General features: G+C 67.4%; 13 protein-coding genes. 11 read left to right on the forward strand and 2 right to left on the reverse strand.

Translation table 11 applies throughout. The features are described 5' to 3' along the window. Positions 1-4: 4 nt before the first annotated feature. Both H577_RS16090 and H577_RS0110420 read left to right on the forward strand, forming a co-directional pair. Positions 5-808, forward strand: coding sequence for an ABC transporter ATP-binding protein (locus tag H577_RS16090; protein ID WP_051191947.1), 804 nt, complete (start codon positions 5-7; stop codon positions 806-808). Beyond that, positions 796-1,593: an ABC transporter ATP-binding protein gene (locus tag H577_RS0110420; protein WP_084516106.1), complete on the forward strand. Its 798-nt coding sequence runs from the start codon at positions 796-798 to the stop codon at positions 1,591-1,593. Before H577_RS16090 ends, H577_RS0110420 begins: the two co-directional genes overlap by 13 nt. On the opposite strand, the gene H577_RS16095 is transcribed toward H577_RS0110420, so the two are convergent. Beyond that, positions 1,578-2,351, reverse strand: a complete 774-nt coding sequence (locus H577_RS16095; RefSeq protein ID WP_156876619.1) for a GntR family transcriptional regulator — start codon at positions 2,349-2,351, stop codon at positions 1,578-1,580. The two genes, H577_RS0110420 and H577_RS16095, sit on opposite strands and share 16 nt — an antisense overlap. Here H577_RS16095 and H577_RS0110430 point away from each other — a divergent pair. Genes H577_RS0110430 through H577_RS0110445 form a run of 4 tightly spaced genes read left to right on the forward strand, consistent with a single transcriptional unit; the run spans position 2,338 to position 6,833 of the window. Then, complete coding sequence (locus tag H577_RS0110430) at positions 2,338-3,180, forward strand: fumarylacetoacetate hydrolase family protein (RefSeq protein WP_029145904.1); 843 nt, start codon at positions 2,338-2,340, stop codon at positions 3,178-3,180. The genes H577_RS16095 and H577_RS0110430 overlap by 14 nt on opposite strands. Beyond that, positions 3,180-4,793 carry an FAD-dependent monooxygenase gene (locus H577_RS16100; RefSeq protein ID WP_051191948.1) on the forward strand — a complete coding sequence of 538 codons (1,614 nt, stop codon included), beginning with the start codon at positions 3,180-3,182 and terminating at the stop codon, positions 4,791-4,793. Before H577_RS0110430 ends, H577_RS16100 begins: the two co-directional genes overlap by 1 nt. Next, positions 4,783-5,934 (forward strand): thiolase family protein, encoded by a 1,152-nt coding sequence (locus H577_RS0110440; RefSeq protein WP_036284689.1) that lies wholly within the window; start codon positions 4,783-4,785, stop codon positions 5,932-5,934. Before H577_RS16100 ends, H577_RS0110440 begins: the two co-directional genes overlap by 11 nt. Before the next feature lie 38 nt (positions 5,935-5,972). Next, positions 5,973-6,833: a VOC family protein gene (locus H577_RS0110445; RefSeq protein WP_029145906.1), complete on the forward strand. Its 861-nt coding sequence runs from the start codon at positions 5,973-5,975 to the stop codon at positions 6,831-6,833. Here H577_RS0110445 and H577_RS0110450 read toward each other — a convergent pair. Beyond that, a complete protein-coding gene (locus tag H577_RS0110450) occupies positions 6,811-8,343 on the reverse strand; it encodes an AMP-binding protein (RefSeq protein ID WP_029145907.1) in 1,533 nt (510 codons plus the stop codon). The genes H577_RS0110445 and H577_RS0110450 overlap by 23 nt on opposite strands. A gap of 78 nt (positions 8,344-8,421) precedes the next feature. Here H577_RS0110450 and H577_RS0110455 point away from each other — a divergent pair, with 78 nt between their 5' ends. The 5 genes from H577_RS0110455 (at position 8,422) to H577_RS16110 (ending at position 13,596) form a co-directional block, all read left to right on the forward strand. Continuing rightward, positions 8,422-9,573: an acyl-CoA dehydrogenase family protein gene (locus H577_RS0110455; protein ID WP_029145908.1), complete on the forward strand. Its 1,152-nt coding sequence runs from the start codon at positions 8,422-8,424 to the stop codon at positions 9,571-9,573. After that, the gene (locus H577_RS16105; protein WP_169566287.1) at positions 9,566-10,555 is read left to right on the forward strand and encodes an acyl-CoA dehydrogenase family protein; all 990 of its coding nucleotides are present in this window, start codon (positions 9,566-9,568) and stop codon (positions 10,553-10,555) included. Before H577_RS0110455 ends, H577_RS16105 begins: the two co-directional genes overlap by 8 nt. Beyond that, positions 10,552-11,319 carry an enoyl-CoA hydratase/isomerase family protein gene (locus tag H577_RS0110465; protein ID WP_029145909.1) on the forward strand — a complete coding sequence of 256 codons (768 nt, stop codon included), beginning with the start codon at positions 10,552-10,554 and terminating at the stop codon, positions 11,317-11,319. The genes H577_RS16105 and H577_RS0110465 overlap by 4 nt, the downstream gene beginning before the upstream one ends. A gap of 90 nt (positions 11,320-11,409) precedes the next feature. Then, positions 11,410-12,348 carry a type I pantothenate kinase gene (gene coaA / locus H577_RS0110470; protein WP_029145910.1) on the forward strand — a complete coding sequence of 313 codons (939 nt, stop codon included), beginning with the start codon at positions 11,410-11,412 and terminating at the stop codon, positions 12,346-12,348. 279 nt (positions 12,349-12,627) lie between these two features. Beyond that, positions 12,628-13,596: a DUF6492 family protein gene (locus H577_RS16110; protein ID WP_051191952.1), complete on the forward strand. Its 969-nt coding sequence runs from the start codon at positions 12,628-12,630 to the stop codon at positions 13,594-13,596. The last annotated feature ends 3 nt before the right edge of the window (positions 13,597-13,599 follow it).

Here is a 13,599-nt window from a genome sequence, read left to right on the forward strand (position 1 = left end):
CACCATGAGCGAGTCGGCATTGGTCGTCGATGACATCTCGGTCAGATACGGGACGTCGATCCGCGCATTGGACGATGTGTCGCTGCGCGTTCGGTCCGGGCAGGCGGTCGCACTGCTCGGGCCGAACGGCGCGGGAAAGACGAGCCTGTTGCGCGCCGTCACCGGCCTGCTCCCGATCCACCGGGGTCGCCTCATCCGTGGTGCGATCACGGTCTTCGGGCGAACCGTGGTGGGCAAGCCGACGCAGGTCGTGCGCTCGGGACTGGCCCAGGTGATGGAGGGCCGGAGGCTCTTCACGAAGCTCTCGGTCCTGGAGAACATCGCCACCGGCGCCGCCACGCTTGCCCGCAGCGAGCGCAAGTCCGCGATCTCGAACGCGATCGCGCACTTTCCGATGCTCGCCGAGCGCCTGTCGACGCCGGTGGGGCTTCTCTCGGGCGGCCAGCAGCAGATGGTGGCGATCGCACGCGCGGTCGCCAGCAAACCCAAGCTGCTCGTGCTCGACGAGCCGAGCCTAGGCCTCGCTCCGGTCGCCATCGACGGGGTGAAGGCCGTGCTTGCGGGACTGCGCGAAGAGGGTCTGTCGATGCTGCTCGTCGAGCAGAACGCCGCGGTCGCCGTCGAGATCACCGACTACATGTACGTGCTGCAGAGGGGACGGATCCGCGCGGAGGGGGAGTCGCGCCAAATCGCGGACAGCGGCATCCTCACCGACCTCTACTTCGCACAGCGTGAAGAAGACCTGCTGAAGGCCGGCACCACCCCCGCGACGGCGCACGACGGAAAGAGGCTGCCATGGATGCAATGACCGCCGTCGGCCTCGACATCGACGGCGTCTGTCTCTCGTTCGGCGGAAACCGGGTCCTCAAGGATGTCTCGTTCTCGGTCGGTGCCGGCAGCATCACCGCCATCATCGGGCCGAACGGTGCGGGCAAGTCATCGTTGCTGAACGTGATCACCGGCGTGTACACGCCGGATGCCGGCGATGTCACCATCCGGGGACGGTCCGCAGAGGTGGATGTCCTGGCACTGAAGCCCTACGAGCTGCTGCGTCACGGGGTCGCGCGCACGTTCCAGAATCTCGAGCTCGTCGCGCACATGACCGTGCTCGAGAACGTGCTCGTCGGACGACACCTGCGTTTTCGGGCCGCGCAGATCCGATCGATGCTCCGCACCCCCGGAGCGATGCGAGAAGAGCGGGCGCACCGCCGGGTGTGCCTGGACACACTCGACTTTCTCGGCATCGGCGATGTCGCGCACCAGGAAGTACACGGACTGCCGTACGGGGTTCAGAAGCGGGTGGAACTCGCCCGGGCGCTGGTCACCGATCCACGTCTGCTCCTCCTCGACGAGCCGGTCGCGGGCCTCAACGACGAAGAGACGGCTGAGATGGCTGACACGATGCGGCTCATCCGCGACACCGGCACCTGCACTCAAGTCATCATCGAGCACGACATGAAGCTGATCATGTCCGTGGCAGATCAGATCGTCGTGCTGGACTTCGGCACGCTGCTCACACAGGGCACACCTGCGCAGGTCAGCACCCATCCCGAGGTGATTGAGGCGTACCTCGGCTCTCAGGCCTCGCCGTGACGCGTCGCATGCTGCGTCACGGCGGCGTCGCGCATCTGTGCCAGCGTCGCTTCGTAGTGCTCGCGAAGCAGGCGACTGGCGCGCGGTGCGTCGCGGTCGAGCACCGCGGCGAGGATCTCCCGATGCTCGGCACCCACATCCCTTCGCGATTCGGTGGGCGCGGACCATCGCCGGTAGAGCATCGTGGAGTCACGCAGGCTCGAGGCCACCTCGCACAGTTTGTCGACCTCGCACGCGCTCAGAAGAGCAGCGTGAAACGCGCGGTGGGCGTTCTGCCATTCCAGACTGAGGCCGGCTTCACCGGGACCATGGGTGGGCGTGCGCTCGAGTTGGTGATGGATGGCGATCAGCTGCGACTCCCACGCGATGTCGCCGCGTTCCACGGCCAGGGTGATCGCGATGTCTTCGGTGCGGCAGCGCAGCTCGGTGATCCACTTGAGCTCGTCGAACGACAGATCGGTGACGAAGAAGCCGCGGTTCGGCCGGACGGCGAGCAGTCCTTCGCCTGCCAGGTGGGTCAGGGATTCCCGCACGATGGTCGTGCTCCATCCCGTCTCGGCTGCCAGGGCCGCCGGCTGCAGGCGGGTGCCCGGCGGCCACTCGCCATCAAGGATCCGGTTGCGCAGCTCTTCCCGGGCCCTGACGCCGCGGTTCGACGTTTCGCTCTTCATAACAAGTAGTATATCAAACGCTTGATAGTGCATTTTGAGTGCTAAAATGTAGTATGGCCACGATTGGAGAAGCATGAAATACGCCACGTTCACGATCCCCTCGGGTGTGCAGACCTGGGGCGCCCTCGCCGGGGACGAACTGCGGGTGCTCGGGCCGGCGGGTGCCGGGGTTGCGCCTTCGCTGCGCGCCGCCATCGAGCAGGGTCTTCTGGGCTCCATCCCCGACGACGCGCCCAACGTGCGTGTGGACGAGGTGGACTTCGACCCGACGATCCCGAATCCTGACAAGATCATCTGTGTCGGCGCGAACTACCGAGATCATCAGGCCGAAGCCGGGATCAAGCCGACCTGGCCGCCGCTGTTCACTCGCTTCGCGGAGTCGCAGATCGGTCACAAGGTCGACGCTCGGCTGCCTGAGAACACCACGATGTTCGACTACGAGGGGGAGCTGGCCGTCGTGATCAAGAAGACGGGAAAGCACATCCCGGCATCAGAGGCGTGGGACCACATCGTCGGTGTCACACCGTACAACGACTTCAGCGTCAGGGACTGGCAACGGCACAGCACCCAGTGGACCGCGGGCAAGAACTTCGATGCGACCGGAGCGATGGGGCCGTACATGGTGGACATTGAGGACATCGAGGACATCGACGCCATCACGCTCGAGACCCGCGTCAACGGCGAGGTGCGGCAGAGCGCCGTGCTGGGCGACCTCGTCTTCTCGATTCCCGAGATCATCGAATACGTCTCGCGGTTCACCACCCTGCGCCCCGGTGACGTCATCGTCACCGGCACCCCGGGCGGTGTCGGCCTATTCATGGACCCGCCTGCATTGCTCGCTGTCGGCGATGTCGTGGAGGTCGAACTGGGCGGGATCGGGCTCCTCTGCAACACGGTTGCGAAAGCCGACGAATGATGGCGACCGATCGAGACGTCGACGTCGACGTCGCCGTCGCCGTCGTCGGCGCGGGACCGACCGGCCTGGTGCTGGCGATCCTGCTGCACCAGTACGGTGTGCGCACGCTGATCGTCGAGCGCAACCACTCCACGTACGACGAGCCGCGGGCCGTCGGAATCTCCGGCGAGTCGCTGCGCATCTGTCAGCAGCTCGGGATACTGGACCGTCTGGTCCCGGAGCTGCGGATGGATGTCGGACACCGGTATTTCGGTGTCGATGAGCGTGTTCTGACCGAAATCCTGCCGCAACCCACTCCCGATGGCTTCCCGGCAAAGTCGGTGTTCGATCAGCCCCAGTTGGAGCAGTTGCTCGCTGCGCGCGCACAAGAACTCGGTATCGACATCAGATTCGGCACCGAGGCGACGTTGCGCGATCAAGACGCCCACGGCGTTCGCCTGGCGCTGGCGGGCCCAGGTGGCGACGAGCTCATTCGTGCGTCATGGGTCGTCGGCTGCGACGGCGGTCGCAGCGGCATCAGAAAGGCCCTCGGCATCTCGCTCGACGGCAGCACGCAGAAGGAACGCTGGGTGTGCTACGACGTCGTCGACGATCCGCACGACGAGCAGTTCGCCGAGCTTCACTGCAATGGTGTGCGGCCGGTCGTCGTCGCCCCGGGTGTACACGGCCGCTGCCGCTACGAGGTCATGCTGCACGAAGGCGAAGACGACGAGCGATTCCTCGAGTTCGCCACGATCAAGGCTCTGCTCGCGCCGTTCCGTGATCTGAAGCAAGACCAGGTCCGCCGTGCCCGCGTGTACGTGGCGCAGCAGCGCATCGCCCGACATCTGCGCGTGGCGCGCGTGCTGCTCAGCGGCGACGCCTACCACCTCATGCCGCCGTTCGCAGGGCAAGGGCTCAACTCCGGGCTGCGCGACTCCGCGAACCTCGCGTGGAAGCTCGCGGCGGTCGTGACGGGGGCAGCCGATGAGAGCCTGCTCGACACGTATGAGGTGGAGCGCCGTCGACACGTGAAGCAGATGATCGCCACATCCGTGCGCATCGGCAAGGTCGTCATGGTGGTCAACCCGACCGTCGCACGACTCCGCGACATCGCATTGCGATCACTCAAGATCGTTCCGCCACTGTGGATCTGGGTCACGCAGATGAGGTTCATGAAACCACCGCGGCTGATCGAGGGATGCGTGGTAGCCACCACGACAGCCAGACGCCCGCCCTACGCCGGAATGCTCGGCCTTCCTGTCTCGCAGTACGCGCTCGCCAGCCCCGACGCGCGCTTCGACGATGCGCTGAGCGTCGGGTGGTCGCTGCTGGAGATCAGCAGCGCGGCGCGTGTCGACGTGCCACCGACGATCACCGACCTCGTGCACATGCTCGGCGCGACGTATCTGCGGTTGCGCGCTGAGACCTCGCGTGCGGTGCACGACGGGGACATCGTCGTCTCCGATCCGCTGCCGCCGGTGCCGGCGGGCGAAGTCGCGGTTTGGGTCCTCGTTCGCCCGGACCGCTTCGTCGCGGCGGTGTTCACCGCCGCAGAGGCGGAAGCAGTCAGCAAGAAGATCGGCACATGGTTCGTCGACGATGAACAGGAGCGTGGTCAGCATGCAGCGTGAAGCCGTCATCGTCGCGGCCGTCCGCAGCCCGATCGGCAAGCGGAACGGTGCGCTCTCGGGCATGCATCCCGTCGACCTCGGAGCAGACGTGCTGACAGAGCTTGCGCAGCGCGTGGACCTGGACCCGGTCACGATCGACGACGTCGTCTGGGGCTGTGTCACCACCGTCGGTGAGCAGTCTTCGAATGTCGGTCGACAGAGCGTGCTGGCGGCGGGCTGGCCCGATTCGATCCCGGCAGTGACCATTGACCGGGCGTGCGGTTCATCCCAGCAGGCGCTCGCGTTCGCCGCCGCCGGGGTGATCGCGGGCCAGTATGACATCGCGGTCGCGGGTGGGGTCGAATCGATGAGCCGCGTTCCCATGGGGTCGACGCGCGACCGCGGTCCGGGGCAGGCCCGGGGGGACCGGGTCGCGCAGCGCTACCCCGGGGCATCCTTCTCGCAGGGAGAGGCGTCGGACATGATCGCCGCACGTTGGCATCTGGAGCGGTCGGCGATCGACGAGTACGCGCTGCGCTCGCACAACCTCGCGGCACGTGCCCAAGACGTCGGAGACTTCGCCGACGAGATCGTGCCGATCAGCACCGGCGGGCAGAGCGTCGTGGCCGATGAAGGCGTCCGCCGTTCCAGCAGCATGGAAGCCCTCGCGAAGCTGACCCCTGTCTTCAGCGACGGCGGGGTGACGACCGCCGGGAACTCCTCCCAGATCTCCGACGCCGCTGCTGCGCTGCTCGTGACCACCGGCGAGATCGCCGCCCGGAAGGGGTGGAAGCCGCTCGCGCGCGTGCACTCGTCGGCCGTGACCGCCGTGGACCCGGTGCTGATGCTGACCGGGCCCATCTCCGCCACGTACGCGGTGCTGCGTCGCGCGGGCCTGAGCCTGGGCGAGATCGACACCTTCGAGGTGAACGAGGCGTTCGCCTCGGTCGTGCTGGCATGGCAGGCCGAGACCGGCGCCGACCTGGACCGCGTCAATCCATCAGGCGGCGCCGTCGCCCTGGGGCATCCCTTGGGCTGCTCGGGTGCGCGACTGGCGGTCTCGCTGGTGCACCGGATGCAGCGGGAAGGGCATCGATACGGGCTGCAGGCCATCTGCGAGGCGGGCGGAATGGCCAACGCCATGGTTCTGGAACGACTCTGACGGAAGGTGACACCATGAATCGCTGTCTGATCGGACAGATGGGTCATGTCGCACTGCGCTCGAGTGACGCGCAGGCATCCATCGACGTGGCCACCCGGATGCTGGGTCTTCGGGTCACGGGGGAGGACGCCGGCACGACGTTCCTCTCGGCCAACCGCAACCACCATGAACTCATCTACATCGAGGACGATCGCAACGGTGTCGACCGCTTCGGGCTGGTCGCCGCCGATGAAGACGCCCTTGACGAAGCACGCCATCGGGTTGCGCAGGCAGGCTTTCCGATCGTTGCGGACGAGCCGATTGAAGCGGGCCTCGGGCGTGGATTCACGTTCGTGGGCCCCGATGGATTCGTCTTCGAGATCTACCTCGACATGCCGCAGTCGGTCGAGCCCGCACTGGGCTTCGGGCCGGACCGCTACGGGCACATCAATCTGCATGCCGCCGACATCGTCGGTATGCGCGACTTTCTGGTGGGCGTGCTCGGCTTCATGGTGTCGGACGTCATCGGTGACGGAGAGCTGTACTTTCTGCGGTGCAATGCCGAGCATCATGGGATCGCGCTCGGCAAGGGCCGTGGTGTGATGCACCATCACGCGTGGCAGGCCCAGAGCATCGTCGAACTCGGCAAGCTCAACGACCGGCTGGATGCCGCGCGCAGGCGCGCATTGTGGGGGCCGGTGCGTCACGGCGCCGGTCACAACATCGCGACCTACTTCGCCGAACCTGGTGGCTCGGTCGTCGAACTCTATACAGACATGGAGCACATCTACGACCCTCACCGGCCGGCCAACACCTGGCCGACCGAGGATGGTCGCTGGTACAACCGTTGGGGCGTGTACATCCCCGCGGAGTTCCGCGACTACGGCATCCCGCCGATCACGGTTGCGCGAGGGTTGTAGCCAGCTGGCGCAGTGCCTTCTTGTCGGGTTTGCCCAACGGGGTCAGCGGCAGTGTGTCGACCGCGTAGACCCGTTTGGGCGCCTGAACCGACCCGCGTCGCGTCTTGACGAGCTCGATGAGTTCCTGGGCCTCCACGTGCTCGCCCGGGGTGACCACGACGAAAGCGACGACCGCTTCGCCCCAGTCGTCGTCGGGCGCGCCCACGACCGAGGCGATCTGCACGTGCGGATGCTCGTTGAGCACGTCCTCCACCTCGGAGGCGTACACGTTGAGGCCGCCGGTGACCACCATGTCCTTCTTGCGGTCGACGATGTACAGGAAACCGTCCTCATCGAAGCGGCCCAGGTCGCCCGTGTGCAGCCACCCTCCGGCCAGGGTTTCCGCGGTCAGTTCCGGCATGTGGTAGTAGCCGTCCATCACGATGGGGCCGCGCACGCAGATCTCGCCCACCTCGTCGGGTGCGGCCTCGCTGCCATCGGGTCCGAAGATGCGGACGTCCGCGCACGCGGTCGGTCTACCGCAGCTTGCGAGCCGCTCCGTGGTGTGATCCTCCCGGCGCAGGACGGAGATGAGGTTGGGCGCTTCCGACTGCCCGTACAGTTGCATGAACCGTGGGCCGCAGAGCTCGACGGCTTGGGCGAGCCGTTGTGGTGAGATGCGCGATGCGCCGTACATGATGGTCGTCACGCTGTCGAGATCCACCGGTGAGAACGTCTCATGATCGAGGATGCGGTACAGCATCGTCGGCACGATGAACGTCGAGGTCACCGCATGGCGGCGCACGGTGTGCAAGAAGCCGTCGGGAGTGAACCTCTCCATGGTCACGACGGTGCCGCCGCGAAGGAAGATGGGCACCATCATGGCGCCGGCTGCGTGCGACATCGGCGTGCAGGCCAGGAACCGTAGCTCCTCCGGCCACTCCCACTCGATCGCGCTGTAGAGCGCGTTGGTGACGAACACGCGGTGGGAACGAGCGATGCCCTTGGGAAGGCCGGTGGTGCCGCCCGAGAAGCCCAGATGACAGATGTCGGTCATCAGCGCCGGATGGGGCCTGCTCAGCCGCAAGCCTGCGGAGTCGCGCAGTGCCGTCGCACGCCCGGCGGGTTCGATCGGGCAGACCACGCCGTTCCAGCGCTGGGTGATCTGCCGTGCGGTGTCGCAGAAGCGTGGTGTCTCGATGCAGACGACGTCGATCTCACCGAACTCCAGGCATCGCACGTGGTCCTCCAGCGACGACTCCGGATGCAGTGCGGTGTATCTCGCGCCCTCGAGGATGATCGCGGCGAACGTGATGAACGTCTCGGGGTGGTTGCCGGCGAGCAGCGCGACACCCATCCCCGGCGTGACACCGGCATCGCGCAGGGCGATTCGCTGTCGCTCGATCAGGCGGCGCACGTCCTGGTACCGCAGGCGATCGCTGTCGGCGATGAAGGCGATGCGGTCATCGAAACGCGTCAGGGCCGCATGGATGAGGTCGGCGTAGGTGCGGTCGTCGCTTGCTGCGGGCATCGGCATGTGCTCCTTGCAAATAATGTACGTTGCGGTAAGAATATAGCAACGAAGTGAAAAAATATTGTTAGGATCATCATGCGTCTCGTTCCCACTCAACTCAGCGAGGCAGAGCTGGGCCTGCGCGCCGACGTGCGTGCGTTCCTCGACGAGCGGCTCGTTCCGGGCACCTATCGCGTGGGTCTCGGGCTCGCCGGCGACAGCGACCCCGCATTCTCGCGCGACCTTGGGGCGCGCGGTTGGCTGGGGATGTCGCTACCGGTCGAGTACGGCGGCGGGGGCCGTTCCGCCGTGGAGCGGCTGATCGTCGTCGAAGAGCTGTTGGCACGCGGAGCCCCTGTCGGGTACCACTGGATCGCGGACCGACAGTCCGGCCCGAACATCGCGGCTTTCGGCACCGAGGCCCAGAAGAGCGAGTTCTTGCCCGGTATCGCTCGGGGCGAATTGAGCTTCGCGATCGGCATGAGCGAACCCGATTCCGGATCCGACCTCGCCTCGGTACGCAGCCGGGCCGAACGCGTGGACGGCGGCTGGCTCGTCAACGGGACGAAGATCTGGACGACCGGTGCGACGCACGCAACCCACATCATCGCCTTGCTGCGCACCAGTCCGGATCGGCATGAGGGGCTCACGCAGTTCATCATCGATGCCGGCTCGCCCGGGATCACGATCAGCCCGATCGAGTTCATCGATGGGTCAGCCGACTTCTGTGAAGTGTCGTTCGTCGACGTCTTCGTCCCAGCCGATCGGCTTCTCGGGGCGGAGGGGCGAGGCTGGAGTCAGAACACGGCAGAGCTCGCCCTCGAGCGCGGCGGCGTGGATCGGTGGATGTCGGTCATGCCGCTGCTGGAGGACTGGGCCCGTCGCCTCGGCGTCGACGGCGACGACGGCCATTCCGCCTTCGCCCAGCAGGAGATGCTCGGCTCGATCGTGGCCCGAGCATGGTCGTTCCGCCAGATGGCGCTCTCCATCGCGCGAATGGTCGATCACGGGCAGAGCCCTGTTGCCGAGGCCGCGCTGGTCAAAGAGATGGCCACGCGATTCGAGCAGGAATGCGTTGCACGTATGGCCGCGCACTTCCCCGGCATGCCGCGGCTCCACAGCGAGGATGCTCGGGAGGCTCTGCTCGCCGAGGCGATTCTCGTCTCGCCCTCATGGACGATCCGCGGCGGGACGAACGAGATCCTGCGCAGCATCATCGGAAAGGACTTGAAGAATGATCGTGGCTGACGCGGACCTGACAGACGCTCTGGACGATGCCTTCTCGGGCACGCCGGACGCGGTGTGGGACCTCACCCGACAGATGGGCCTGCTGGGAGTCGGGATCGACGAGGCGTGTGGCGGCGCGGGTGGAACGGTCGCCGACCAGGCGGCCATCGCGTTCGCCGTCGGCAAGCACAAGGTGCGCGCACCGATCGTTGAGACGATTCTGGCCTCGAGCGCACTCGCCGCCTGTGGGCTGGATGTCACGGCGCATCCGCTCGCCTTCTCGCCGGGAGACCGGCGCGATGACGTACGCGTCGTCGACGGCCACGCGGACGGCCTGTTCCACGACGTGCCGTGGGCCCAGGACGCTGCAGGGTTCGTGGGCGTCGTGACCACGGGGTCCGAACCGACCATCATCGTCGCTGCGCCAGGCGAGTTCACGGTCGGCACCTCTGGGGCGGACGCCGATCTTGCCGGCCAGCCGATCAGCACTGTGGCGGTACATCATGCCACCGCGGTGAACACCGACTGGCCGGCGCGCTTGAGTCACTCTCTGCTGCGCTCCGCACAGATCGCTGGCGCGCTCGAAGCCATCGCCGCGCTGACTCACCGCTACACCCGTGAGCGCACACAGTTCGGCAAGCCCATCGCCGCTTTCCAGGCGGTCACACAGCACCTGGTCACCGTGGAACAGGCCGCCGTCGCCACCCGCATCGCCGTCGAGCGAGCTGCCGGACTCGCGTCCGCCGGCGGCCACCGCGGTGCCACATTCGAGATCGGCGCCACCCATCTCGTCGTCGATCATCATGCCGCTCTCGCGCTGGCCGCGGCCCACCAGGCCCATGGTGCGATCGGCATGACCATGGAGTACCCGCTCGCCCACTATGCGCGACTCATCCACTCCTGGCGGGCTCTCACCCGTGGCCACTCCGTTTCGGCACAGCACATCGGTTGGGACGCCGTCGGACATGTCGCCCGCCTCATCGCACGGGAGGGTGGACGATGAGCCCCGCCATCACGACGTTCCGTCGCGGACATGTCGCCGTCGTCGAGATGGATGTGCCACCGGCCAACTTCGTCGATCCGGCGACGCTCGAAGATCTCGCGCAGACGCTGGTCGAGCTGAGCACGGATGGGGCGGTACGGGCGATCGTGCTGCACAGTGGCGGCAAGCACTTCTGTGCAGGGGTGGATTTCGCGGCAGAGGGTTTGGGTGCCGAGCGGGTGGCGGGCGCGAGGGCGTTCTACGGTCAGGCGAAGAGGATCTTCGACATCCCTGTGCCGCTTGTCGCTGCGGTCAGAGGTGCCGCGGTGGGAGGGGGACTGGGGCTGGCCTGCGCCGCCGACTTCCGGGTCGTCGCCGAGAACGCACGGCTGCACGCGAACTTCGCCGCGCTGGGTTTCCACCCGGGCTTCGCGCTGAGCGTCACGCTTCCTCACATCGTCGGTGCGCAGCACGGCGCGGAACTCCTCCTGGCGGCAGAACGCATCGATGGTCGGCGCGCGTACGTTCTCGGCCTGGCCGACCGTGTGGTCGCCGAAGACGACGTGCTGGATGAGGCGATCGCGTTCGCGGCGGCCATCGCCGCGCAGGCTCCACTGGCGGTACGGGCGATCAAGGCCACGTTGCGCGCACGGATCCGCGACGAGCTGGCATCGGTTCTCGAGCATGAGCTCCAGCAGCAGGCTCTGCTCTGGCAGACCGAGGACAGCAAGATCGGCATCGCGGCGAGCATCGCTCGCGAGACGCCGGCATTCCTCGGGCGGTGAACCGGTCCGGCCTGATCCGTCTCCACCGCCGAGAACCCGGCGCGGGCACGAAAGCCGCGGACCGCTACGATGATCGCGATGCCTCCCGAGATGAGCACCGACACCGAGGCGCCGGAGCTGTACCGCCAGATCCCGCGCGCCGAATGGGCGCGCCTGGCGGCGGGGATGGCCCAGCCCCTGACCGAGACCGAGGTCGTGCAGATCCGCGGGCTCGGCGACCGACTCGACCTGGCCGAGGTGCGCGACGTCTACCTTCCGCTGAGCCGCCTGCTGAGCCTGTACGCCACGGCCACCAAGCGGCTCGGCGCCGACACCGCGCACTTTCTGCAGGACGACGACTCGACCACCCCGTTCGTCGTGGGCGTGGCCGGATCGGTCGCGGTCGGCAAGTCCACCATCGCGCGCCTGCTGCGCGAGCTGATGAGCCGATGGTCCGACACGCCGCGCGTCGAGCTGGTCACCACCGACGGCTTTCTCTATCCGAACGCCGAACTCGAACGGCGCGGCCTCATGGACCGCAAGGGCTTTCCCGAGTCCTACGACCGCCGCGCCCTCGTCGACTTCCTCATCGACATCAAGAGCGGCGCCGCCGAGGCGCGTGCCCCGTTCTACTCGCACATGCGCTACGACATCGTGCCCGACGCGCGCGTGACCGTGCGCCGCCCCGACGTGCTCATCGTCGAGGGGCTCAACGTGCTGCAGCCGCCGCCCACCCCCAACGACGTCGCGGTCAGCGACCTGTTCGACTTCTCGATCTATGTCGACGCGGATGCCGCGCACATCGAGCGCTGGTACGTCGACCGCTTTCTCGCCCTGCGTCATGGCGCGTTCAGCAACCCGAACTCGTTCTTCAAGGTCTTCGCCGACATCAGCGACGACGAAGCCGTCGCCCGCGCGCTGCGGTTCTGGAACGAGATCAACCTGCCCAACCTCGAAGAGAACGTGCTGCCCACCCGCCACCGCGCAACGCTCGTGCTGCGCAAGGGGCCCGACCACGCGGTCGAACACGTGCAGTTGCGCAAACTCTGACGCGGGCCGGATGCCGCGGCCCGCGCTGTGAGGCGGGTCTGGGCCTCGTAGGCGTTGACGTGGGTCGGATGCTGCAGGCTCGCGCTGGGGTCGCGATGCCGCGGGTTCGCACCCATTGACGTGGGCCGGTTGCCGCGGGCCCGCACCCGTTGACGCGGGCCGGATGCTGCGGGCCCGCACCCGTTGACCGCCGGGTGGTCCTGTGCCACGCTGGACGCAAGCACCCGTGGGACGGTGCCGTTGGGGAAGACGCAGTCACAGTTGGGGACGAGGTGACGCGTGGTTGATCTGGGGACGCCGCAGGCGTCGATGGTGACCATCAGTTATCGGGGCGATCTCGCCCTGGCCACGGCGCTGTGCCGCAGCGCCGACCGGTATCTCGACGACCGCATCGAGCATGTGCTCGTGCTGCCGCGCGTCGACGTGCCGCGCTTCACGCCGCTGGTCACCGACCGGCGCCGCATCGTCGCTCTCGAAGACGTGCTGCCGCCGGGGTACCGACGGATGCCACTGCCGCAGCGCATCCACGTTGGACCATGGCAGCGACGCATCCGCGAGATGTGGTGGACACCCGCCGGCCCCGCCCGCGGGTGGATCGTGCAGCAGATCGCCAAGCTCGCCGTCCCGGGATACGTGCGTGCCGAGACGATCGTCTTCGCCGACAGCGACATCGAACTGGTCGCCCCGTTGACCCTCGAACGGCTCGCTCCCGGCGGCCGCACCCGCCTGTACCGGGTGCCCGGCGCCACCGCTGACAGTGCGATGCACCTGCGCTGGCACCGCGCCGCCGCCGCCCTGCTCGGCCTGGGCCCGACGGCGTCGCCGACCGACGGCGGCTACCTCGGTGCCGAGCCGACCGGCGGCGGCTACCTCGGTGCCGACTACATCGGCAACCTCATCACCTGGCGTCGTTCGGCGGTGATCGGCCTGCACGGCCGGATCTGCCTGCACGCGCGAGCGCGCTGGGACCTCGCCGTCGCGCGATGCCCGGCGCTGTCGGAGTACATCCTCTACGGCGCGTATGTCGACCATGTGGTCGGGCCCGAGGCATCCGGTCACACCGCCACCGACGACGATCTCGCCCACGCCGGCTGGTTCTACGACCTGTCGACCGCCGCCGGGGTCGCGGCCTTCGCCGACGGGTTCCGCCCCGGGCAGGTCGCCGTCGCGATCCAGTCCACCGAATCGTTCACGCTCGCCGAGCGGGCGGCACTCATCGATCGCATCTCGGCGCATGTCGCCGGATGAAGG

This window comes from Microbacterium luticocti DSM 19459 (genome assembly GCF_000422405.1).
Classification (GTDB): Bacteria; Actinomycetota; Actinomycetes; order Actinomycetales; family Microbacteriaceae; genus Microbacterium; species Microbacterium luticocti.